Source organism: Streptomyces sp. NPDC093094, from assembly GCF_044754345.1.
In the GTDB taxonomy this organism is placed as follows: Bacteria; Actinomycetota; Actinomycetes; order Streptomycetales; family Streptomycetaceae; genus Streptomyces.
In genome coordinates this window covers 110,973-133,148 of the sequence record NZ_JBIVOX010000003.1, presented here as the reverse complement: position 1 = coordinate 133,148, position 22,176 = coordinate 110,973, and the positions used below count along the sequence as shown (strand labels likewise).

The 22,176-nt window shown below is 72.8% G+C and carries 23 protein-coding genes; 11 read left to right on the top strand and 12 right to left on the bottom strand.

The annotated features are described in order from the left end of the window. The first annotated feature begins 84 nt into the window (after window positions 1–84). The 5 genes from ACIQGV_RS06645 (at window position 85) to ACIQGV_RS06625 (ending at window position 4,773) form a co-directional block, all read left to right on the top strand. On the top strand, window positions 85–1,323 hold the full coding sequence (locus ACIQGV_RS06645; RefSeq protein ID WP_402491408.1) for a MurT ligase domain-containing protein: 1,239 nt from the start codon (window positions 85–87) through the stop codon (window positions 1,321–1,323). 20 nt (window positions 1,324–1,343) lie between these two features. After that, window positions 1,344–2,072, top strand: coding sequence for a type 1 glutamine amidotransferase (locus ACIQGV_RS06640; RefSeq protein ID WP_402491405.1), 729 nt, complete (start codon window positions 1,344–1,346; stop codon window positions 2,070–2,072). A 268-nt stretch (window positions 2,073–2,340) separates the two neighbouring features. Next, entirely contained in the window at window positions 2,341–3,366 is a 1,026-nt protein-coding gene (locus ACIQGV_RS06635; RefSeq protein ID WP_402491403.1) for a 6-phosphofructokinase, read from the top strand. Between the two features lie 172 nt (window positions 3,367–3,538). Then, a complete protein-coding gene (locus ACIQGV_RS06630; protein ID WP_402491401.1) occupies window positions 3,539–4,489 on the top strand; it encodes a cytochrome c oxidase assembly protein in 951 nt (316 codons plus the stop codon). Between the two features lie 47 nt (window positions 4,490–4,536). Beyond that, window positions 4,537–4,773, top strand: coding sequence for a hypothetical protein (locus ACIQGV_RS06625; RefSeq protein WP_402492436.1), 237 nt, complete (start codon window positions 4,537–4,539; stop codon window positions 4,771–4,773). Window positions 4,774–4,776: 3 nt separating this feature from the next. On the opposite strand, the gene ACIQGV_RS06620 is transcribed toward ACIQGV_RS06625, so the two are convergent. Genes ACIQGV_RS06620 through ACIQGV_RS06605 form a run of 4 tightly spaced genes read right to left on the bottom strand, consistent with a single transcriptional unit; the run spans window position 4,777 to window position 8,915 of the window. After that, window positions 4,777–5,985 (bottom strand): sensor histidine kinase, encoded by a 1,209-nt coding sequence (locus ACIQGV_RS06620; RefSeq protein ID WP_402491398.1) that lies wholly within the window; start codon window positions 5,983–5,985, stop codon window positions 4,777–4,779. Continuing rightward, complete coding sequence (locus tag ACIQGV_RS06615) at window positions 5,982–7,709, bottom strand: cation acetate symporter (RefSeq protein ID WP_402491395.1); 1,728 nt, start codon at window positions 7,707–7,709, stop codon at window positions 5,982–5,984. Before ACIQGV_RS06615 ends, ACIQGV_RS06620 begins: the two co-directional genes overlap by 4 nt. A 22-nt stretch (window positions 7,710–7,731) precedes the next feature. Beyond that, window positions 7,732–8,100 (bottom strand): hypothetical protein, encoded by a 369-nt coding sequence (locus tag ACIQGV_RS06610; protein ID WP_402491394.1) that lies wholly within the window; start codon window positions 8,098–8,100, stop codon window positions 7,732–7,734. A 2-nt stretch (window positions 8,101–8,102) separates the two neighbouring features. Continuing rightward, window positions 8,103–8,915, bottom strand: coding sequence for a LytR/AlgR family response regulator transcription factor (locus tag ACIQGV_RS06605; protein WP_402491391.1), 813 nt, complete (start codon window positions 8,913–8,915; stop codon window positions 8,103–8,105). 168 nt (window positions 8,916–9,083) lie between these two features. On the opposite strand from ACIQGV_RS06605, the gene ACIQGV_RS06600 reads away from it, so the two are divergent. The 5 genes from ACIQGV_RS06600 to ACIQGV_RS06580 all read left to right on the top strand — a co-directional run bounded on the left by ACIQGV_RS06600 (window position 9,084) and on the right by ACIQGV_RS06580 (window position 13,716). Continuing rightward, complete coding sequence (locus tag ACIQGV_RS06600) at window positions 9,084–9,593, top strand: Lrp/AsnC family transcriptional regulator (protein WP_402491388.1); 510 nt, start codon at window positions 9,084–9,086, stop codon at window positions 9,591–9,593. Window positions 9,594–9,711: 118 nt separating this feature from the next. Further along, window positions 9,712–10,533 carry a dimethylargininase gene (gene ddaH / locus ACIQGV_RS06595; protein WP_402491385.1) on the top strand — a complete coding sequence of 274 codons (822 nt, stop codon included), beginning with the start codon at window positions 9,712–9,714 and terminating at the stop codon, window positions 10,531–10,533. Next, window positions 10,533–11,750 carry an ornithine--oxo-acid transaminase gene (gene rocD / locus ACIQGV_RS06590; RefSeq protein WP_402491384.1) on the top strand — a complete coding sequence of 406 codons (1,218 nt, stop codon included), beginning with the start codon at window positions 10,533–10,535 and terminating at the stop codon, window positions 11,748–11,750. The genes ddaH and rocD overlap by 1 nt, the downstream gene beginning before the upstream one ends. Before the next feature lie 145 nt (window positions 11,751–11,895). Continuing rightward, complete coding sequence (locus tag ACIQGV_RS06585) at window positions 11,896–12,618, top strand: lysophospholipid acyltransferase family protein (protein WP_402491381.1); 723 nt, start codon at window positions 11,896–11,898, stop codon at window positions 12,616–12,618. A gap of 69 nt (window positions 12,619–12,687) precedes the next feature. Then, window positions 12,688–13,716, top strand: a complete 1,029-nt coding sequence (locus ACIQGV_RS06580; protein ID WP_402491378.1) for an NAD-dependent epimerase/dehydratase family protein — start codon at window positions 12,688–12,690, stop codon at window positions 13,714–13,716. A gap of 81 nt (window positions 13,717–13,797) precedes the next feature. Here the strand turns inward: ACIQGV_RS06580 and ACIQGV_RS06575 are convergent, their stop codons facing one another. From ACIQGV_RS06575 to ACIQGV_RS06540, 8 genes are all read right to left on the bottom strand, one after another. Next, entirely contained in the window at window positions 13,798–15,402 is a 1,605-nt protein-coding gene (locus ACIQGV_RS06575) for an alpha/beta hydrolase (RefSeq protein WP_402491376.1), read from the bottom strand. A 120-nt stretch (window positions 15,403–15,522) separates the two neighbouring features. Next, the gene (locus ACIQGV_RS06570) at window positions 15,523–16,287 is read right to left on the bottom strand and encodes an urease accessory protein UreD (RefSeq protein WP_402491374.1); all 765 of its coding nucleotides are present in this window, start codon (window positions 16,285–16,287) and stop codon (window positions 15,523–15,525) included. After that, entirely contained in the window at window positions 16,284–16,967 is a 684-nt protein-coding gene (gene ureG / locus ACIQGV_RS06565) for an urease accessory protein UreG (protein WP_402491371.1), read from the bottom strand. Before ureG ends, ACIQGV_RS06570 begins: the two co-directional genes overlap by 4 nt. 36 nt (window positions 16,968–17,003) lie before the next feature. Continuing rightward, a complete protein-coding gene (locus ACIQGV_RS06560; protein WP_402491368.1) occupies window positions 17,004–17,678 on the bottom strand; it encodes an urease accessory protein UreF in 675 nt (224 codons plus the stop codon). Window positions 17,679–17,680: 2 nt separating this feature from the next. Further along, complete coding sequence (locus ACIQGV_RS06555) at window positions 17,681–19,402, bottom strand: urease subunit alpha (protein WP_402491365.1); 1,722 nt, start codon at window positions 19,400–19,402, stop codon at window positions 17,681–17,683. Continuing rightward, window positions 19,395–19,706, bottom strand: a complete 312-nt coding sequence (locus tag ACIQGV_RS06550) for an urease subunit beta (protein ID WP_402491364.1) — start codon at window positions 19,704–19,706, stop codon at window positions 19,395–19,397. The genes ACIQGV_RS06555 and ACIQGV_RS06550 overlap by 8 nt, the downstream gene beginning before the upstream one ends. 10 nt (window positions 19,707–19,716) lie before the next feature. After that, entirely contained in the window at window positions 19,717–20,019 is a 303-nt protein-coding gene (locus ACIQGV_RS06545; protein ID WP_402492397.1) for an urease subunit gamma, read from the bottom strand. A 154-nt stretch (window positions 20,020–20,173) separates the two neighbouring features. After that, window positions 20,174–20,803, bottom strand: a complete 630-nt coding sequence (locus ACIQGV_RS06540) for a TetR/AcrR family transcriptional regulator (protein WP_402491361.1) — start codon at window positions 20,801–20,803, stop codon at window positions 20,174–20,176. 107 nt (window positions 20,804–20,910) lie between these two features. Here ACIQGV_RS06540 and ACIQGV_RS06535 point away from each other — a divergent pair, with 107 nt between their 5' ends. Further along, window positions 20,911–21,909: an ABC transporter permease gene (locus tag ACIQGV_RS06535; protein ID WP_402491358.1), complete on the top strand. Its 999-nt coding sequence runs from the start codon at window positions 20,911–20,913 to the stop codon at window positions 21,907–21,909. Window positions 21,910–22,176: the final 267 nt, after the last annotated feature.

Sequence of the window (22,176 nt, the reverse complement as noted above, 5' to 3'; positions counted from 1 at the left end):
AGTGGATCTCGATAGGCTGAGGTCACACCACGTGGCCGTAGAGACGTTTCGGCGCGGCGCGTACGCAAGGAGGATCGAGGACTGATGGCAGGCAACTCGGACCCGCTCACGCCGCGGGCCAAGCTCGCCGTGACCGCGGGCAAGGCGGTCGCGGCGGCATCCCGTGCCGCGGGACGCGGCAGTGGTTCGGTGATCGGCGGCCGGGTGGCCCTCAAGCTCGACCCCGACCTGCTCGCCCGGCTGGCGCAGAACCTGGACGTGGTCCTGGTCTCGGCGACCAACGGCAAGACCACCACCACCCGGCTCATCGCCGAGGCGCTGCGCGCGGCCGGACCGGTCGTGTCCAACGCGCTCGGCGCCAACATGCCGGCCGGCATCACCTCGGCGCTGGCGGGCGGCTCGGAGTCGAAGTTCGGCGTGATCGAGGTCGACGAGAAGTACCTCGCGGGTGTCGCCCGGGACACCGACCCGAAGTGCATCGCGCTCCTCAACCTCTCGCGTGACCAGCTCGACCGTGCCGCGGAGACCCGCATGCTCGCGGAGAACTGGCGCGAGGGGCTCGCGGGCTGCAAGGCCGTGATCGTCGCGAACGCCGACGACCCGCTGGTCGTGTGGGCGGCGTCCTCGTCCCCGAACGTGATCTGGGTCGCGGCCGGCCAGATGTGGAAGGACGACGCCTGGTCCTGCCCGTCCTGCGGCGGTGTGATGCAGCGTCCCGGCGACGACTGGTTCTGCGGCGACTGCGGCTTCCGCCGTCCGACCCCGACCTGGGCGCTGTCCGGGGACCACGTCCTCGACCCGCACGGCTCCGCCTGGCCGATCCACCTCCAGCTGCCGGGCCGCGCCAACAAGGCCAACGCCGCCTCCTCGGCCGCCGTCGCCGCCGTCTTCGGGGTGCCGCCGCAGGTCGCGCTGGAGCGGATGTACCAGGTGCAGGCCGTCGCCGGACGCTACGACGTGGTGCAGTACATGCAGCGCGACCTGCGTCTGCTGCTCGCCAAGAACCCCGCGGGCTGGCTGGAGACGTTCTCCCTGATCGACCCGCCGCCGACCCCGGTGATCCTGTCCGTGAACGCGCGCGGCGCCGACGGCACCGACACCTCGTGGCTGTGGGACGTCGACTACACGCGCCTGACCGGCCATCCGATCTTCGTGATCGGCGACCGGAAGCTGGACCTCGCGGTGCGTCTGGAGGTCGCCAACCAGCACTTCCAGGTCTGCGAGAACCTCGACCAGGCCGTCCAGCAGGCCCCGCCCGGCCGGATCGAGGTCATCGCGAACTACACCGCGTTCCAGGACCTGCGCCGGATCGTCGGCAACTGAACAGGGAGGACGATCACTTCATGAGCGACAACCAACTGCGGCTGGTGTGGATCTACCCCGACCTGCTCAGCACCTACGGCGACCAGGGCAACGCGCTCGTCGTCGAGCGGCGGGCCCGCCAGCGCGGCCTCGACGTGGCCCGGATGGACGTGCGCAGCGACCAGCCGATCCCGACGTCCGGCGACATCTACCTGATCGGCGGCGGCGAGGACCGGCCCCAGCGGCTCGCCGCCGAGCGGCTGCGCCGCGACGGGCACCTCTACCAGGCGGTGCAGAACGGCGCGATCGTGTTCGCGGTGTGCGCCGGGTACCAGATCCTCGGCCACGAGTTCGTCAACGACCTCGGCCAGCGGGAGCCCGGTCTCGGTCTGCTGGACGTCACCACGGAGCGCGGGACGGGCGAGCGGTGCGTCGGCGACGTCCTCGCGGACATCGACCCGCGTCTGGGCCTGCCCCAGCTGACCGGCTTCGAGAACCACCAGGGCGTCACCCACCTCGGCCCCACCGCCCGTGCGTTCGCCCAGGTCCGCCTGGGCAGGGGCAACGGCACCGGGGACGGCACGGAGGGGGCGTACAACGACACCGTGTTCGGCACGTACATGCACGGACCGGTGCTCGCCCGCAACCCGCAGATCGCCGACCTGCTGCTGAAGCTGGCGCTCGACGTCAACGCGCTGCCGCCGATCGACGACCGCTGGTACGAGGCGCTGCGCACCGAGCGCATCGCGGCCGCGCAGCAGCCCGCGTAACCGTTTCGCCGGATCGCCGCCGAACCGCCCGGAGCCCGTGGCTCCGGGCGGTTTCGCGTCTGCCGCCGACCGGGTTCCGAAGGCCCGCGCGAGGGCCCTGGCACACCGGCGCGAGGGCCCGACTGACAGGCCGTCCGCTCACATGTGCGGGCGCGTCCACCAGGCGGACGCCCGGTGCGGTGGAACCCCCTCGCGCCGGTAGGGTGACCGGGATCGAGCCGGACGACGTGGTCCGGTCCCCGGCCCACGTTGCAAAGGTATTCGGGCTATGCGCATTGGTGTCCTCACGTCCGGCGGCGACTGCCCCGGCCTGAACGCCGTCATCCGGTCCGTCGTGCACCGCGCCGTCGCCGACCACGGCGACGAGGTCATCGGTTTCCGGGACGGCTGGAAGGGCCTCCTGGAGTGCGACTACATGAAGCTCGACCTCGACGCGGTGGGCGGCATCCTCGCCCGCGGCGGCACGATCCTCGGCTCCTCCCGCGTCCAGCCGTCGCATCTGCGGGACGGTGTGGAGCGGGCCAAGGGGCATGTGGCGGAGCTCGGGCTCGACGCCATCATCCCGATCGGCGGCGAGGGCACGCTGAAGGCGGCCCGGCTGATGTCGGACGGCGGTCTGCCCGTCGTGGGCGTGCCGAAGACCATCGACAACGACATCGCTGTCACGGACGTCACCTTCGGCTTCGACACGGCCGTGGGCGTGGCGACCGAGGCGCTGGACCGGCTCAAGACCACCGCCGAGTCGCACCAGCGGGTGCTGGTCGTCGAGGTCATGGGCCGCCACACCGGCTGGATCGCCCTGCACTCGGGCATGGCCGCCGGCGCGCACGCGATCGTCGTCCCCGAGCGGCCCTTCGACATCGACGAGCTGACCGCGGTGGTCGGCGAGCGGTTCGAGGCGGGCAAGCGGTTCGCGATCGTCGTGGCGGCGGAGGGGGCGAAGCCCCGGGCCGGCTCCATGGAGTTCGACGAGGGCGGCAAGGACATCTACGGCCACGAGCGGTTCGCCGGGATAGCGCGGCAGCTGTCGATCGAGCTGGAGCGGCGCCTCGGCAAGGAGGCCCGGCCGGTCATCCTCGGCCATGTGCAGCGCGGCGGTACGCCGACGGCCTACGACCGGGTGCTCGCCACACGGTTCGGCTGGCACGCGGTGGAGGCGGTGCACCGCGGCGAGTTCGGGATGATGACCGCGCTGCGGGGGACCGACATCGTGATGGTGTCGCTGGCCGAGGCCGTCGAGACGCTGAAGACGGTGCCGGCCGAGCGGTACGCCGAGGCGGAGTGCGTGCTCTAGCGTCCGGCGGGGTTCCGGCCGTCCGGCGGGTGCGGACTCCGTCGCGGTTTCTCGCGCGGTTCCCCGCGCCCCTGGTGCGCTGTTCTGCCCCCGGTCGCAAGTGCGGCCGGGGGCAGTTCTAGTCTTGGTGCCGGACTTAAGCGCACAACCCCCCACGAAAGCAGGAACCGCGATGGATCACAGCGGGCACGGCACGACCATGGATCTGCCGCCGTTCACGCTGGGACGAGGTCTCCAGTGGTCGCCGGACGGGTTCTTCCTCGTCGCCTGCCTCCTGGGGATCGCACTGTATCTGTGGGGCGTCGTGAGACTGCGCCGCCGGGGGGACGCATGGTCGCCGGGGCGGACGGCGGCCTTCCTCTGCGGTGTGCTGACCATCGGGCTCGTGATGTGCACCGGGCTGAACGACTACGGCATGGTCATGTTCAGCGTGCACATGGTGCAGCACATGGTGATCAGCATGCTGTCGCCGATCCTGATTCTGCTGGGCGCGCCGGTCACGCTGGCGCTGCGGGCGCTGCCGGTGGCGGGGCGGGGGCGCAAGGGGCCGCGCGAGCTGCTGCTGGCGCTGCTGCACAGCCGGTACATGCGGGTGATCACGCATCCCGCGTTCACGATCCCGATGTTCATCGCGAGCCTGTACGCGCTGTACTTCAGCCCGCTGTTCGACACTCTGATGCGGACCGGCGGGGGCCACACCGCGATGATGATCCACTTCTTCGCCGTCGGAGTGATCTTCTTCTGGCCGATCATGGGCGTGGACCCGGGCCCGCACCGGCCGGGCTATCTGATGCGGATGCTGGAGCTGTTCGCGGGCATGCCGTTCCACGCGTTCTTCGGCATCGCGCTGATGATGGGCTCGACGCCGATGGTGGAGACGTACGCGAACCCGCCCGCCTCGCTCGGCATCGACGCGCTGTCCGACCAGAACGCGGCCGGCGGGATCGCGTGGGCGTTCAGCGAGATCCCGTCCGTGCTCGTGCTGATCGCCCTGCTGTTCCAGTGGTACGGCTCGGACCAGCGGCAGGCCAGGCGCCAGGACCGGGCCGCCGACCGTGACGGGGACAAGGAGCTGGAGGCGTACAACGCCTACCTGGCCTCGCTGAACGCGAACAGCCGCTGAGCGTCGCCCCCGCCCCAAAGGCCCCTGGACATGGCACGCATTTCGCCGTGCAGGGCGCATCGCGGCGGATCGGGGGCACCATGGAGGGGACGGACGACGAGAAGGGTGTCGCGATGCCCGGTTCCACGGACAGCTCCACGAAGACCATGGGGGTGCTCACCGTCGGCGGACTCGTCGTGGTGACGGCCTACACGGCGGTGCTCGGCAGCAACGGCTGGCTGTGGTTCGGCTGGGTCGTGCTGGGCCTGATCACCCTCGGCATGGTGGCCACGCGCAGCACCTGAGTCTCACTCCCGGGACAGCCGGGGCCCCGAGTGCACGCCCGGCTGGTACTTCGGCAGCCGGGCGGTGACCTTCATGCCGGCTCCCGCCGCGGTCTCGATGACGAGGCCGTAGCGGTCGCCGTAGACCTGGCGGAGACGGTCGTCGACGTTGGACAGGCCGATGCCTCCGGAGGGGCTGACCTCGCCCGCGAGGATCCGGCGCAGCAGGGCGGGGTCCATGCCGGCGCCGTCGTCCTCGATGACCACCAGGGCCTCGGCGCCCGCGTCCTGCGCGGTGATGCTGATCCGGCAGGCGCCGGCCTTGCCCTCCAGACCGTGCTTGACCGCGTTCTCGACCAGCGGCTGGAGGCAGAGGAACGGCAGGGTCACCGGCAGCACCTCGGGGGCGATCTGCAGGGTGACGAAGAGGCGGTCGCCGAAGCGGGCCCGGACCAGGGCGAGGTAGTGGTCGATGGCGTGGAGCTCGTCGGCGAGGGTGGTGAAGTCGCCGTGCCTGCGGAACGAGTAGCGGGTGAAGTCCGCGAACTCCAGGAGCAGCTCACGGGCGCGCTCGGGGTCGGTGCGCACGAAGCTGGCGATCACCGCGAGCGAGTTGAAGATGAAGTGCGGTGAGATCTGGGCGCGCAGGGCCTTGATCTCGGCCTCGATCAGCCGGGTGCGGGAGTCGTCGAGGTCCGCCAGCTCCAGCTGGACGGAGACCCAGCGGGCGACCTCCCCCGCGGCACGCACGAGGACGGCGGACTCACGGGGCGCGCAGGCCACCAGCGTTCCGTGGACCCGGTCGTCCACGGTGAGCGGGGCGACCACGGCCCAGCGGACCGGGCAGTCGGGAGTGTCGCAGGTCAGCGGGAACGCCTCGCCGCGGCCGGTGTCCAGGGATCCGGCCAGCCGTTCCATGATCTCGGTACGGTGGTGCGCGCCGGCCCCGTCCCACACCAGGACGCGTTCCTCGTCGGTCAGGCACAGCGCGTCGGTGCCGAGCAGCGAGCGCAGTCCGCGGGCCGACTTGCGGGCCGTCTCCTCGGTGAGGCCCGCCCGCAGCGGGGGCGCGGCGAGGGACGCGGTGTGCAGGGTCTGGAACGTGGCGTGCTCGACGGGCGTGCCGAGGCCGGTGCCCCGGCTGCCGGGGCGGGCCGTGCGCCGGCCCAGCCAGAAGCCCGTGGCGAGCAGGGGCAGGACGGCCACGCACAGACCCGCCATGAAGCCGCTCACGCCTTCGTCTCCGTTCTCAGTTCCTCGGCTCTCAGCTCCTCCGGCAGATGGAACCGCGCCAGGATCGCGGCCGTGCCCGCCGGGACCCGGCCCGGGGTCGCCAGGGACACCAGGACCATGGTGAGAAAGCCCAGCGGCACGGACCACAGCGCGGGCCAGGCCAGCAGGGCGTGCAGTCCGCCCGTCGCCGGGAAGCCGGACATCGTCGCGGCGACGGCCAGGAACGCCGCTCCCCCGCCCGCCAGCATCCCGGCGACCGCGCCCGGCGGGGTGAGCCGGCGCCACCAGATGCCGAGCACGAGCAGCGGGCAGAACGACGACGCCGACACCGCGAAGGCCAGCCCCACCGCGTCGGCGACCGGCAGCCCGCCGGCCAGGGCGCTCGCCGCGAGCGGCACCAGCATGGCGAGGCCGGTGCCCAGCCGGAAGTGCCGTACGCCCCGGGTGGGCAGTACGTCCTGGGTGAGGACGCCCGCCACCGCCAGGGTCAGCCCGGACGCGGTGGACAGGAACGCGGCGAACGCCCCTCCGGCCAGCAGCGCCCCCAGCAGGTCCCCGCCGGCACCGCCGATCATCCGGCCGGGCAGCAGCAGGACGGCGGCGTCCGCGTCACCGGTGAGGGTCAGCTCCGGGGCGTAGAGCCGGCCCAGGGCGCCGTAGACGGGCGGCAGCAGATAGAAGCCGCCCACCAGGGCGAGGACGGCGACGGTGGTACGGCGGGCGGCGACGCCGTGCGGGCTGGTGTAGAAGCGGACGACGACATGGGGCAGCCCCATGGTGCCGAGGAAGGTGGCGAGGATCAGCCCGTACGTGGCGTACAGCGGGCGTTCGGCGCGGCCCGCGGCCAGTGAGGTGGACATGCCTCCGTCACCGCCCCGGTCGGCGTCGGGGACGGCGGTGCCGGCCGCGAAGGTGAGGCGGGTTCCCGCTCCGATGCGGTGGGTGCCGGTGTCCAGGGTGACGCGCCGGTCGTCGAGGGCGCGGCCGTCGACCGTGCCGCTGACGGTGACCGTCAGGGGGCGGTCCAGCTTGAGGTCGAGGCGGTCGTCCACCCGGACCGTGCGCTGCTCGCGGAAGGCGGCGGGTTCCTCGAAGGCGCGGCTCGGGCCGCCGTCGTGCTGCCAGGCCAGGACGAGGAAGAGGGCGGGGACCAGCAGGGCGGTGAGCTTGAGCCAGTACTGGAACGCCTGCACGAACGTGATGCTGCGCATGCCGCCCGCGGCCACGGTCACCGTGACGACGACGGCGACGATCACGCCGCCCAGCCGGTCGGGGGCGCCGGTCAGGACGGTCAGGGTGAGGCCGGCGCCCTGGAGCTGGGGCAGCAGGTAGAGCCAGCCCACGCCGACGACGAAGGCCCCGGCGAGCCGCCGTACCGCCGGGGAGGCGAGCCGGGCCTCGGCGAAGTCGGGCAGCGTGTAGGCGCCGGAGCGGCGCAGGGGCGCGGCGACGAAGAGGAGCAGGACCAGATAGCCGGCGGTGTAGCCGACCGGGTACCAGAGCATGTCGGGGCCCTGGACGAGGACCAGTCCGGCGATGCCGAGGAAGGAGGCGGCCGAGAGGTACTCGCCGCTGATGGCGGCGGCGTTCAGGCGGGGGCCGACCGTGCGGGAGGCGACGTAGAAGTCGGAGGTGGTGCGGGAGATGCGCAGGCCGAAGGCGCCGACGAGGACGGTCGCGACCACCACCAGGGCGACGGCCGGCACGGCGTAGCCGGGATTCATGGGACATCGGCCGCCGGGGAGCTCATCGGTCCTCGACCAGACGGACGAAGTCGCGTTCGTTGCGTTCCGCGCGGCGCACGTACCAGCGGGCGAGCAGCACCAGCGGGACGTACAGGCCGAAGCCGAGGACGCCCCACTCCAGGCGGCGGGCTCCCGGCAGGGCGGCGAACAGCAGGGGCAGCGGCCCGACCAGCAGGACCAGGACGGCGAAGGCGGTCAGTCCGGCGCGCAGCTGGGTGCGCATGAGGGAGCGGACATAGGTGTGGCCGAGGGTGGTCTGCTCGTCGATCTCGGTGCGCGGACGGTAGTAGCCCGAGGCGTGCAGGGTGCGGCGGGTACGGCGAGGAGGGCCGATGACGACGACGCGGGTCTCGGCGGGGTCCTGCGGCACGGTCAGGCCCTCCTCATCAGCAGGTCCCGCAGCTCGCGCGCGTGGCGGCGGCTGACCTGGAGCTCCTCGGCGCCGACCATGACGCTGACCGTGCCCGCGTCCAGGCGCAGTTCGCCGACATGGCGCAGGGCGACCAGGTGGCGGCGGTGGATGCGGACGAAGCCGCGGGCGCGCCAGCGCTCCTCCAGGGCGGACAGCGGGATGCGGACCAGATGGCTGCCCCTGGCGGTGTGCAGCCGGGCGTAGTCGCCCTGGGCCTCGACATGGGTGATGTCGGCGACGGCGACGAACCGGGTCACTCCCCCGAGCTCGACGGGTATGTGGTCGGGGTCGGGTGCGTGCACGGGGATCCGCGGGGCGGCACCGGCGTGCGGGCCGGTGGGCCGCACGCTCCCGGCACGCACATCCGCGGCACGCACATCCGCGGCACGCACATCCGCGGCACGCCGGACGGCCTCCGCGAGACGTTCGCGGCGTACGGGTTTGAGGACGTAGTCGACGGCCTTGAGGTCGAACGCCTGGACGGCGAAGTCCTCGTGGGCGGTGACGAACACGACCAGCGGCGGGTGCGCGAAGCCGGTGAGCAGCCGGGCGAGGTCGAGTCCGTCCAGGCCCGGCATGTTGATGTCGAGGAAGACCACATCGATGGCCTCGGGACCGTCGGGTCCGCACTCCAGGGCGCGGTTGATGCGGCGCAGGGCCCCGGTGGCGTCGGCCGCTCCCTCGGCGCTGCCGACGCGCGGGTCGGCGTTGAGCAGGTACAGCAGTTCCTCCAGCGAGGGGCGTTCGTCGTCGACAGCCAGGGCGCGCAGCATGAAGGTGGAGTGTAGGGGTGATCGGCTGCCCTGACACGTGCCCGGCACGGGTCGTTCCCGCCGTGCACGGGCCGGACACAGGCCCGGCACCGGCCGGGCACGGGCCTGGGGCGGGAGGCCCGTCCGCGCCGCACGCGGGGGCGCGTTCCCGCTGGATACAGTGGCGGCGTGAACAGCAGGACCGCCTCGTTCGACGAGCTCGACCGGAAGATCATCACCGCCCTGATGGCGAACGCCAGGACGAGTTTCGCCGAGATCGGCGCGACGGTCGGACTGTCGGCGACGGCGGTCAAACGACGGGTGGACCGGCTGCGGGACACCGGGGTGATCACGGGGTTCACGGCGACCGTGCAGCCGTCGGCACTGGGCTGGCGCACGGAGGCGTACGTCGAGGTGTACTGCGAGGGCGCGGCCCCGCCCCGGCGGCTGGCCGAGGTGGTGCGCAACCATCCGGAGATCACCGCCGCGATGACGGTGACCGGCGGCGCGGACGCGCTGCTGCATGTGCGGGCGCGGGACGTGGAGCACTTCGAGGAGGTGCTGGAGCGCATCCGTACCGAGCCGTTCATCCGCAAGACGATCAGTGTGATGGTGCTGTCCCATCTGATCCCGGAGAGTCCGGAGGCGGGTGCGTCCCAGCCCGCCCCCGAGAGCGCAGCAGACGTGCGTCGGACCTGATCGACACGCAGCATTCCTGCGCGGACACGCAGCTCTCCTTGCTTGTCGTACACATCCGTCGCTTCCTACCTTGGTCATTAACCCAACGGATCGCCTCAGGAAGCGGAGGAACCCCTCTGTGACCGACACCCGTGTGCCGCGCCGGCGGCGCTTTCTCGTCTGCGAACCCAGACACTTCGCCGTGCAGTACGCGATCAACCCCTGGATGCATCCCGACGTCCGGGTCGACGTGGACCTGGCCCAGGAGCAGTGGCAGACGCTGATCGGCGTCTACCGCTCCCACGGGCACGCGGTCGACACCGTCGAGCCGGTCGCCGGTCTCCCGGACATGGTCTTCGCGGCGAACTCCGCGGTCGTCGTCGACGGCCGTGTCTTCGGCTCGCTCTTCCACGCGCCCGAGCGGCGTCCGGAGTCCCTGCACTACGACACCTGGTTCAAGCAGGCCGGCTACGACGTGCACCGTCCGGAGTCGGTGTGCGAGGGCGAGGGCGACCTGGTGTGGACGGGCCGCCACGTGCTCGCCGGACACGGCTTCCGCACCACGCGCGAGGCGCACCGCGAGGCGCAGGAGTTCTTCGGCCATCCGGTGATCAGCCTGAGCCTGGTGGACCCGTACTTCTACCACCTGGACACGGCGCTGTTCGTCCTGGACGACTCCGCCGACGGCAGCAATGTCGTCTACTACCCGGAGGCGTTCTCGCCGGGCAGCCGTGAGGTGCTCGCCCGGCTGTATCCGGACGCGGTGCTCGCCACGCGCGAGGACGCCATGACGTTCGGCCTGAACTCCGTGTCCGACGGCCGCCATGTCTTCATCGCGCCGCAGGCCGAGGCGCTCGCCGGGCGTCTCGCCGACCACGGCTACGCCCCCGTCCCCGTCGACCTGTCGGAGTTCCACAAGGCCGGCGGCGGAATCAAGTGCTGCACCCAGGAGATCCGCTGATGACCGCACCTGTCCGCGCCCGTTCCTCCGCCGAGCTGATCCAGGCCGAGGAACCGGTGCTCGCGCACAACTACCACCCGCTGCCCGTGGTCGTGGCGAGCGCCGAGGGCGCCTGGGTGGAGGACGTCGAGGGCAACCGCTACCTCGACATGCTGGCCGGTTACTCGGCCCTCAACTTCGGCCACCGTCACCCGGCGCTGACCGAGGCGGCGCACCGGCAGCTGGACCGGCTCACCCTCACCTCGCGTGCCTTCCACAACGACCGGCTCGCCGAGTTCGCCGAGCGGCTCGCTGCGCTGACCGGGCAGGACATGGTGCTGCCGATGAACACCGGCGCCGAGGCGGTGGAGAGCGGCATCAAGGTGGCCCGCAAATGGGCGTACGACGTGAAGGGCGTGCCCGCGGACCGGGCGACGATCGTGGTCGCCGCGGACAACTTCCACGGGCGTACGACGACGATCGTCAGCTTCTCCACGGACGAGACGGCCCGCGCCGGCTTCGGCCCGTTCACCCCGGGTTTCAAGGTCGTGCCCTACAACGACCTGGCCGCGCTGGAGGCGGCGGTCGACGAGACGACCGCGGCGGTGCTCATCGAGCCGATCCAGGGCGAGGCCGGGGTCCTGATCCCGGACGACGGCTATCTGGCCGGGGTACGGGAACTGACCCGCCGCAAGGGCTGTCTGTTCATCGCCGACGAGATCCAGTCGGGCCTCGGCCGCACGGGCCGCACGCTCGCCGTGGAGCACGAGGACGTCGTCCCGGACCTGGTGCTGCTGGGCAAGGCGCTGGGCGGCGGCATCGTGCCGGTGTCGGCGGTGGTGGGACGCCGGGACGTGCTCGGGGTGCTCCACCCGGGCGAGCACGGCTCGACGTTCGGCGGCAACCCGCTGGCCGCCGCGGTCGGCACGGCCGTGGTGGAACTTCTGGAGACGGGCGCGTTCCAGCGCCGGGCCGCCGAGCTGGGCGCGGTCCTGCGCGACGGGCTGTCCGCGCTGGCCGGCAAGGGCGTGGTCGGCTTCCGGGCGCGCGGTCTGTGGGCGGGCGTCGACATCGACCCGGCCATCGGCACCGGCCGCGAGATCAGCGAACGCCTCATGCGGGAGGGCGTCCTCGTCAAGGACACCCATGGCTCGACGATCCGCCTGGCCCCGCCGCTGACCGTCACGGAGGAGGAACTGCGCTCGGCGATCGGGTCGTTGGAGAAGGTGCTGGTCTGACGGTCCGTCCGGGAAAACTCCTCGCCGTCCGCCGGGCGCTGTTCCGGCGGACGGCACCCGCGCCTAGACTGTCACCTCACCAACGGGCCGGTGACCTGCGAGGACGCGGCGGTTGTGGCGATTCGCCCATGTGAGGAGCGACCCCTTGTTCTACTACGTACTCAAATACGTGCTGCTGGGACCGCTGCTGAGACTGGTCTTCCGGCCCCGTATCGAGGGTCTCGGGCATGTGCCGTCCTCGGGGGCGGCCATCGTCGCCGGGAACCATCTGTCCTTCTCCGACCACTTCCTGATGCCGGCCGTGCTGAAGCGGCGCATCACGTTCCTGGCGAAGGCGGAGTACTTCACGGGCCCCGGTCTCAAGGGACGGCTGACCGCCTTCTTCTTCCGCAGCGCGGGACAGATCCCGGTCGACCGCTCGGGCAAGGAGGCGGGCCGGGCGGCCATCCGCGAGGGGCTCGGCGTCCTGGACAAGGGCGAGCTGCTGGGGATCTACCCCGAAGGCACCCGGTCGCACGACGGCCGGCTGTACAAGGGCAAGGTCGGCGTGGCCGTGATGGCGCTCAGGGCGGGCGTGCCGGTGATCCCGTGCGCGATGATCGGCACCTTCGAGGCGCAGCCGCCGGGCAAGGTGATCCCGAACGTCCATCCCGTCGTCATCCGCTTCGGCGCACCTCTGGACTTCTCCCGCTACGCCGGCATGGAGAACGAGAAGGCGGTGCTGCGCGCCGTCACCGACGAGATCATGTACGCCATCCTGTCGCTGTCCGGGCAGGAGTACGTCGACACGTACGCGGCCGTGGCCAAGGCCGAGGCCGAGGCGGCGGCCGCGGCCACGAAGGAGCGCAGGTTCCCCCGGCTCCGCTGACCCGGCGACGGGCTCTGCCGGGAGCAGATCCCCTGGGCCCGCCGGCCGTCGTACGTCTACGGTCGCTCCATGGGACGAGCTGTGGTGATCGGGGCGACGGGGCAGATCGGCAGGCCGACGGTGGCGGCACTGGCGCACGACGGCTGGGAGGTGACGGCCGCCTCCCGCGGCGGCGGCCGTGACGGGGCCTGGCCCGACGGCGTGCGCGCGGTGACGCTGGACCGCGAGGACGACACGGCCCTGGAGGCGGTGATCGGCGACGGCTGCGACGTGCTCGTCGACATGGTCGCCTTCCGGGAGCGGCACGCCCGGCAGCTGACCCGGCTCGCGGGCCGGGTCGGCTCGGCGGTGGTGATCTCCAGCGTGGCGGTCTACGAGGACGACAAGGGCCGCGGCTTCGACACCCAGTCCGAGCCCGGCGGTTTCCCGCACTACCCGGTGCCGATCCCGGAGACCCAGGCGACGGTGGCCCCGGGCGACGCCACCTACGGGACGCGCAAGGTCGCCGTCGAGCGCGAACTCCTCGCCGCCGGAGACCTGTTGCCGGCCACGCTGCTGCGCGCCGGCGCGGTGCACGGCCCGCACTGCCGCACCCCGCGCGAGCTGTACTTCGTCAAGCGCAACCTGGACGGCCGCCGCAGGCGCGTCGTCGCCCACGGCGGCGAGAGCCGTTTCCACCCGGTGAGCGTGCACACGCTGGCCGAGCTGATCCGTCTGGCGGCGGCCCGCCCGGGCTCACGGGTCCTCAACGCCTGTGACGGCGAGGCTCCGACGGTCGCGGAGATCGCGGCGTCGGTCGACGCGGTGATGGGTGTGGAGACGGAGACCGTCCTGGTGGACGGCCCGCCGCCGGCACCGGCCGTGGGGGACACCCCTTGGACGGTGCCGGCGCCGGTCGTCTGCGACATGTCGGCCGCGCTGCGGGAGCTGGGCCACCGCCCGGTGACGACCTACGCCGAGGCCCTGCCGGAGACGGTCGGGTGGATCGAACGCAGCCTGGCAGGGCGGGACTGGCGGGAGGCGTACCCGAAGATGTACGCCACGTACGGCGATCTCTTCGACTACGCGGCCGAGGACGCGTGGCTGGCCGCCCGGTAGGACGCCCCGAGAGGGGCGCGGGCACCTGAGCGACCGGCCACGGCGGATCCGCGGCGGATCCGCGGCCTCAGAAGCGGAGCGTCACGGCTTGGGCGTGGCGTGCGGCGCGCACGTCACGTCGGCCGAGTCCAGCGCCCCGGTCAGCAGGTAGCCGTCCACCCGGTCGTTGATGCAGGAGTTGACCAGGCTGGTGACACCGTGCGAACCGGCGTTCTTCTCGGTGATGAGACGGGAGCCCTTGAACCGCTTGTGCAGCGACACGGCACCCTGGTAGGGCGTGGCCGCGTCCCGCTCGGACTGGACGATCAGCACCGGCGGCAGACCCTTGTGGGACCTGACCTCCAGGGGCGTGCGCTGCTTGGCGGGCCAGGTGGCGCACGGCAGGTTCATCCAGGCGTTGGCCCAGGTCATGAACGGGTGGTTCTTGTGCAGCCGGGTGTTGTCGCGGTCCCACTTCTTCCAGCTGGTGGGCCACTTGGCGTCGGCGCACTCGACGGCCGTGTAGACGGCGGTGCCGTTCTCCGACGCGGCGTTGCCGGCGATGTCCGTCAGATCGGGCGCCGCCGCGTCCACGAGGGCCTGGGTGTCACCGGCGACGTACTTGCTGAAGACGGTCGCGGTGGAGACCCACGCGGAGTCGTAGTACGGGGCGCTCTGGAAGAAGGAGATCAGCTCGGCGGGGCCGACGACGCCGCCGAGGGGGCTCTTCGCGGCGGCGGCGCGCAGCTGGAGCCACTTGGCCTGGACGGCGTCGCGGGTGGTGCCGAGGTGGAAGGCGGCGTCGTTGGCGGCGACCCAGTCCTGCCAGTCCTTCCAGCGGCCCTCGAAGGCGACGTCCTGGTCCAGGTTGGCCTGGTACCAGATCTTGTCGCGGGAGGGGTCGACCACGCTGTCGACGACCATGCGGCGCACATGGGTCGGGAAGAGGGTGCCGTAGACGGCGCCGAGGTAGGTGCCGTAGGAGACACCGAGGAAGTTGAGCTTGCGCTCACCGAGCCCGGCGCGGATGACGTCGAGGTCGCGCGCGGTGTTCGGCGTGGTCATGTGCGGCAGCATCTCGCCGCTGCGCTCGTGGCAGCCCTCGGCGTAGTCACGGGCGAGTCCCCGCTGCACACGCTTGTCCGCCTCGGAGCCGGGCACCGGGTCCAGCTTGGGCGCCTTGACGAACTCCTGCGGGTCCACGCAGGAGATCGGCGCGGACTTGCCCACGCCGCGCGGGTCGAAGCCGACGAAGTCGTACGCCTTGGAGGTCTTGGCCCACACGGGGGACTTCGTGGTGACACGGCGCGGGAAGCGCAGGCCGGAGCCGCCGGGGCCGCCGGGGTTGTAGAGGAGGGCGCCCTGGCGCTCCTCGGGGGTGCCCGTGCTGCCGATGCGGTCGACGGCGAGCTTGATCTGCTTGCCGTACGGCTTGGCGTAGTCGAGCGGGACGGAGACGTAGCCGCACTGGATCGGCTTCTCCAGGCCCCAGTCGGCGGGGCAGTCCTTCCAGTCGATCCCGGCCTTGGCCGCGCGGGCCGCGGCGATCGCGACGCCCTGGGCCTCGCTGTGGGCGCGGTGGCGGGTGCCGGTGCTGCTGGCGCTCGCCGCGGGCGCGGTCACTGCCCCGGCGATCAGCGTGGCGGCGATCAGCGTTCCGGCCGAACCTATCGCGGCCGTGCGCCCCTTCGCTCTCTTGCCTGTCAAGTAAGCCTCCCCGTACAACGTTTCGACACAAGTACGGGCGATCCTTTCGGCTGAGGGGTCCCTGACAACAGAGGGGGCCGGGCTTCTTTGCCAATCCGATAACCGGGCCCGTGTCTCCGTTCAGCGGTGATCGGTGCCGAGCAGCGCGAACGCCTCGTCCAGGGTCCGGCGCAGCCGCAGGGCGTCCGGGGCGACGGCGCCGACGAGGACGGCCGGACCGGCCAGCGGCACGAGGACCGCGCCGTCGCCGAGCGTCCGCGCGGGCACCGGCCGCGCGGCGTACTCCGGCCGTACGACGAGCAGTTGGCCGACCGCCCGGTGTCCGCCGAGGACGGCCGGGCCGTCCCAGCCGCCCGGCGCCCCGGGCCCGCAGGCCAGCTCCTGGTCGAGCAGCGTACGCCCGGCGACCCGTACGGTGAGACGGCTGGTGAGCCGTCCGGGTTCCTCCGCGGCCCGTCCGAGGACCTGCTCCTCGCGCAGCACCAGCCGGGCCGTCGGCGCGAGGTCGGCCCGGGTGGTGACGTGCAGGTCGCTGCCGCGGGCGGAGATCAGCTGCTCGGGGAGCCAGTGCAGTTCGGCGCCATCGGCGACGTCGAGGAGTACGTCGTAGCGGGCGGCGCTCTTGGACTGGCCCGGCAGCGCGATCGTGGCGGCGGCCGAGCCGACGCGCAGCCGGGCGCCTTCGCCGGCCTCGGCGCGGACGGTGAGGTGGTCGCCGCCGAGCGGGCCGCTCATGGCGCCGACGAGCATCACGCTCGCCTCCCCCTCGTGCCCCCGGGTCCGCCGCAGCGCCAGCGGGCCCTCGCTCTCCAGGACGGGCAGCGAGGTGCCGCCGCGGCCGTCGGCCACGGCACGGACCCGGGCCGCGGCCCGTACGCCGCTCATGCGCGGGCCCGCCAGACCGCGAGCTGTCCGCGCACCCAGGCGGCGACGTCCGCGACGCCCGTCCCGTCCCTCAGTGACTGGAACACCACCGGCAGTCCGGCACGCTGCGCCCTGGCGTCGGCGGCCATCCGCGCCAGATCGGAGCCGACGTACGGCGCGAGGTCGGTCTTGTTGACCACCAGCAGGTCGGCGGTCGTCACACCGGGTCCGCCCTTGCGCGGGATGTCGTCGCCGCCGGCCACGTCGATCACGAAGACCTGCGCGTCGACCAGCCCTCTGGAGAAGGTGGCGGTGAGATTGTCGCCGCCGGACTCGACGAGGATCAGGTCCAGCGGCCCGGCCTCGTCCTCCAGGTCCTCCACCGCCTCCAGGTTGGCGGAGATGTCGTCGCGGATCGCCGTGTGCGGGCAGGCCCCCGTCTCCACCGCGGTGATCCGCTCGGGCGGCAGCACGGCCTCCCGCAGCAGGAACTCGGCGTCCTCGCGGGTGTAGATGTCGTTGGTGACGACCGCGAGCGACAGCTCGTCGCGCAGCGCGCGGCACAACGCGGCGACGGTCGCGGTCTTGCCGGACCCGACGGGCCCGCCGAGCCCGATGCGCAGGGCGCGGCGGGCCCCGTCGGGCCGCCGCGCGTCGGCGCTCATGGCCGGGGAACCGGGGTGGGCGTGGTCGAGGTGCATGGCTTCGGGCTCCTGTCGTACGTGAGGGGGCCGGGCTCAGGACGCGAACAGCCGCACCGGCCACGCCGCGTGCAGTTCGGCCGAGATCTCCAGCAGTGGCGCGGAGGCCGCGGGCAGCGCGTCGACGCCTTCGTCGAGCGCGCGGCGGGCCGCCTCCACCGCCCGGTCCGCGACCCGGTCCAGTTCGGGGGCGAGCCGGGCCAGCACGGCCGTCGCCTCGAAGGGATCGAGGCCGAGCAGCCGTACCACCGCGGTCGTCGGCCCGCCGGCGCTCTCGTACGCCGCGCAGTGCGCCGCGTCGAGCGGCCCGAGTCCGGCCGCGCGGGCGACGGTCCCGAGCACGACCGGCTGATGGGCTCCCTTGGGGAACCGCCCCGCGAGCGCTTCGAGTTCGGGCGAGGGCCAGGTCGCGCGGGCGGCCCGCAGCAGCTGCCGGCCCAGCTTGCGCGCGGTGGCGCGCAGGGCCGGTGACGGGGTGCGGGCGTCGGCGGCGGCGTCCAGTTCCCCAGGGTCGGTGCCGAGCGCGGCGGACGCGGCGAGGGCGGCCGAGACCAGCCCGGCCGTGTGCAGCCGGCCCCGGCAGAAGTCCTCCAGGCTGCGGGCGTCGGTGACGCGCCCGGCCCTGACGGCCGCCTCGGCGCCGCCGGAGTGGGCGTGCCCTCCGGCGGGGAAGCGGCCGTCGGCCAGGACGAGCAGTGCGGCTCTGGACATCGTCAGAAGAGGAAGTAGCGCTGGGCCATGGGCAGTTCCGCGGCCGGGGCGGCCTCGACGAGTTCGCCGTCGATGTGCACGGCGAAGCTGTCGGGGTCGACCTGGACGCGCGGCCGGGCGTCGTTCTCCCGCATGTCCGCCTTGGTCACCGCGCGGGTGGAGTCGATGGCGACGAACCTCTTGCCGAGCGCGAGCCGTCCGGGCAGTCCGTCCTCGATCGCCGCGGGGGCCACGAAGTTGAACGAGTTGGACGCCGGGGCCCGGCCGATCGCGCCGTACATGGGGCGCGGCAGGACGGGCTGCGGGGTGGGGATGGAGGCGTTGGCGTCGCCCATCTGCGCGTACGCGATCTGGCCGCCCTTGAGGACGAGCAGCGGCTTCACACCGAAGAACGCCGGTTCCCACAGCACGAGATCGGCGAGCTTGCCGGTCTCCACGGAGCCGATCTCCCGGGCGAGTCCCTGGGCGAGCGCGGGGTTGATCGTGTACTTGGCGACGTAGCGGCGCACCCGGTGGTTGTCGGCGCGGCCGTCACCCGGCAGGGCTCCCCTGCGCCGCTTCATCACGTGCGCGGTCTGCCAGGTCCGCATGATCACCTCGCCGACGCGGCCCATGGCCTGGGAGTCGGAGGAGATGATCGAGATGGCGCCCAGGTCGTGGAGTATGTCCTCGGCGCCGATGGTGGAGGGCCGGATCCGGGACTCGGCGAAGGCGAGGTCCTCCGGGACGGCCGGGTTGAGGTGGTGGCAGACCATCAGCATGTCGAGGTGTTCCTCGGCGGTGTTGACGGTGAACGGCCGGGTGGGGTTGGTGGAGCTGGGCAGCACATGGGGCTCGGACACCACGGTCATGATGTCCGGCGCGTGCCCGCCGCCCGCGCCCTCGGTGTGGTAGGCGTGGATGCCGCGCCCGGCGATCGCGGCGAGCGTGTCGCCGACGAAACCCGCCTCGTTCAGGGTGTCCGTGTGGATGGCGACCTGGATGCCGGTCCGTTCGGCGACGGTGAGCGCGGCGTCGATGACGGCCGGGGTGGAGCCCCAGTCCTCGTGCAGTTTCAGGCCGAGGGCGCCGCCGCGGATCTGGGACAGCATCGCCTCGTGGGAGACGGTGTTGCCCTTGCCGAGGAAGCCGATGTTGAGGGGGTACGCCTCCATCGCCTCCAGCATCCGGGCGAGGTGCCAGGGGCCGGGCGTGACGGTGGTGGCCTTGGAGCCCTCGGCGGGGCCCGTGCCGCCGCCGACGAGGGTGGTGATCCCGGACGACAGCGCCTCGTCGGCGATCTGCGGGCAGATGAAGTGGACGTGCGCGTCGACGGCGCCGGCGGTGAGGATGCGCCCGTTGCCCGCGACGACCTCGGTCTCGGGACCGATGACCAGATCGGGGTGGACGCCGTCCATGGTGTCGGGGTTGCCCGCCTTGCCGATGCCGGTGATCCGGCCGTCGCGGATGCCGACGTCGGCCTTGACCACACCCCAGTGGTCGACGATCACGGCGCCGGTGATCACGGTGTCCGGGGTGCCGTCCGCACGCGTGGCACGCGCCTGGCCCATGGACTCGCGGATGACCTTGCCGCCGCCGAACACCGCCTCGTCACCGGCGAGTCCCGGTCCGCCCGAGCGGTCCTCCTCGATCTCGACCAGCAGATCGGTGTCGGCGAGACGGATGCGGTCACCGGTCGTCGGCCCGAACAGGTCGGCGTACGCGGCGCGGGAGATCTCAGGCATCGAGGGCACCTCCGGTCTCCCCGCGCAGTCCGGGCACGATCCGCGCGCCGGCGAGCGGGACCAGTCCGACCTCGACGGGGATGCCGGGCTCGAACCGCACGGCCGTCCCCGCCGCCACGTCCAGCCGCTTGCCGCGGGCCGCGGCGCGGTCGAACTCCAGGCCGGGGTTGACCTCGGCGAAGTGGTAGTGGGAGCCGACCTGGACGGGACGGTCGGCCGTGTTCAGGACGGTGAGCCGGGTGACCTCGCGGCCCTCGTTGCAGACGACCGGGCCGTCCGCGAACAGGATCTCGCCGGGAATCATCGCCGCCCCTTCAGACGATCGGGTCGTGGACGGTGACGAGCTTGGTGCCGTCCGGGAAGGTGGCCTCGACCTGGACGTCGTGGATCATCTCCGGGATGCCGTCCATGACGTCGTCACGGGTGAGGAGTTTCCGTCCGGAGGCCATGAGTTCGGCGACGGTGCGTCCGTCGCGGGCCCCTTCGAGGATGTGCGAGGTGATGAGGGCGACGGCCTCGGGGTGGTTCAGCTTCAGACCGCGGGCCCGGCGCTTCCCGGCGACGTCGGCCGCCACATGGATCAGCAGCCTCTCCTGCTCGTGCGGGGTCAGTTGCATACCCACCTCACCTCCTCGCTGCGGACCGTGCGGGGTCCGGATGCCGCGGCCACGGGGCAAAGTCCCTGGTGGCGTGGTGGGGCAGGCTAGTTGCGCCGCGTTTCGGGCGCGTTAACCACCCTGGGGTCCCCGGGCTTCGTACGACCGGTGGCCCTCATGCCTCCGGCCCGGCGTCCGTCATGCTCATCAGGGCGCGCAGTCCGTCGCGCAGGACGTCGACCGGGGCGGGCCCGAACAGCGCCTGCTGCGCGATGAATCCGAGCACGACGGCGATCATCGTGCGGGCGACATGGTCCGGCGGGACGTCCGCGCGCATCCTGCCGTCCTCCTGGTAGAGCTCGACCAGCCGTCCCCAGGCCGCGCGCACGGCGGTGTAGCCCTCGCGCAGGACGGCCGCCAGCTCGTCGTTGCGCGGGATCTCCGACCACACCTGGACGACCAGGCGCGGGAAGGCGGGCTGTCCGTCGAGGACCAGGTTCTCGCGCAGGGTCAGGGTCCGGCCGAGGACGGCGCCCACCAGGCGGTCCAGCGGCGGGGGCGGAGTCTGCCCGGCCGCCGCCTCGAAGGCCGCGCGGACCTCGTCCAGCACCTCCGAGACGATCGCGGCGATCAGTTCTTCCTTGCCGCTGAAGTAGCGGTAGACCGCGCCGGCGGACAGGTCGACCTCCCTGAGCACGTCCTGCATGGACGTGGCGTGGAAGCCGTTGCGGGCGAAGCACAGCGCCGCGCCGTCGAGGATCTGCCGGCGGCGGGCGTCGAGGTGTTCCTGGGATACGCGGGCCATGTGCAGCAAGTTAAAACGAACGTTCCTTCTTGACAAGCCGCCACTCCGGAGCGCACGGTGGAACAGGTAAAACGAACGATCCTTCTTTTTAAATGCCGGAGGAACCCATGTCCGCCGCACCTCTGTCACCCGCGCGCCGGGCGATCGCGGTCGTCCTGCTCGTGCCGCTCGTCGCCGCCCTCGCGCTGTGGGCCTTCGCCTGGCCCGCCACCCGGACGGCACCCCGCGACCTGCCCGTCGGGGTGGCCGGGCCCGCCGCGGCGACCGCACAGGTCGAGCGGCAGCTGGAGGGCCACGGGGGCGCCTTCGACGTCCACCGGTACGCCGACGCCTCCGCCGCCCGCCGGGCGATCGAGGACCGGGCCGTCTACGGCGCCGTCGTCGTGACCGGCCGGGGGCCCGAGCTGCTCACCGCCTCGGCCGCGAGCCCGCTGGTCGCCCAGCTGCTCCAGCAGGCGGTGGCCGGGCAGGCCCCGGGCGGCACCCCGCCGCGCACGGTCGACGTGGTCGCCGCACCCGAGCGGGACCCGAGGGGCGCCGGACTCGGCGCGAGCGTGCTGCCGCTGACCCTGGCCGGCATCGCGATGGGCTCCCTGGTCACCCTGAGCGGCCTGCGGGGCGTGCGCGCGGTGGCCGCACTGGTGGGCGCCGCGGCCCTGGTGGGCGTGGTCACCGCCGCCCTCGCGCACAGCTGGCTGGGCGTGCTCACCGGCAACTGGTGGGCGGAGGCCGGGGTGCTGGGCCTCTCGGCACTCGCTGTCGGCGGCGCGGTCGCGGGCCTCGCCGCGCTCGTCGGCCCGGCCGGGATCGGCGTGACGGCCGGGCTGCTGATGCTGCTGGGCAATCCGTTCTCCGGCGCGGCCTCGGCCCCGCAGATGCTGCCGGAGCCCGCCGGGGCCGTCGGCCAGTGGATGCCACCGGGCGCGGGCACGACCCTGATCCGCTCGGTGTCGTACTTCGACGGCGCCGCCGCGGCCGGACCGGCCCTGACCCTGACCTGGTGGGCCGTGATCGGCCTGGGTGCGGTGCTCCTGGGCGCCGGCCTGAAGGCCCGCTCGACGCGGGAGGCACCGGCGGCGGACCGCCGGCCGGTCCTGGCGGGCTGAACCCCGGCAGCCGGCGACCACAGGATTCGGGTCACCCCGTACGGGCCACTCGGCGCGGGGAGCGACCCGGATCCTCCGGCGTTCCGGGACCCGGCACCCGACCGCCGGGAAGAGCCCGGGGCCCGACCTCCGGGAAGAGCCCGGGACCCGAGGCCCGGAAGCCAGGAGGGGCCCGGGACCCGAGGCCCGGAAGCCAGGAGGGGCCCGGGACCCGAGGCCCGGAAGCCAGGAGGGGCCCGGGACCCGAGGCCCGGAAGCCAGGAGGGG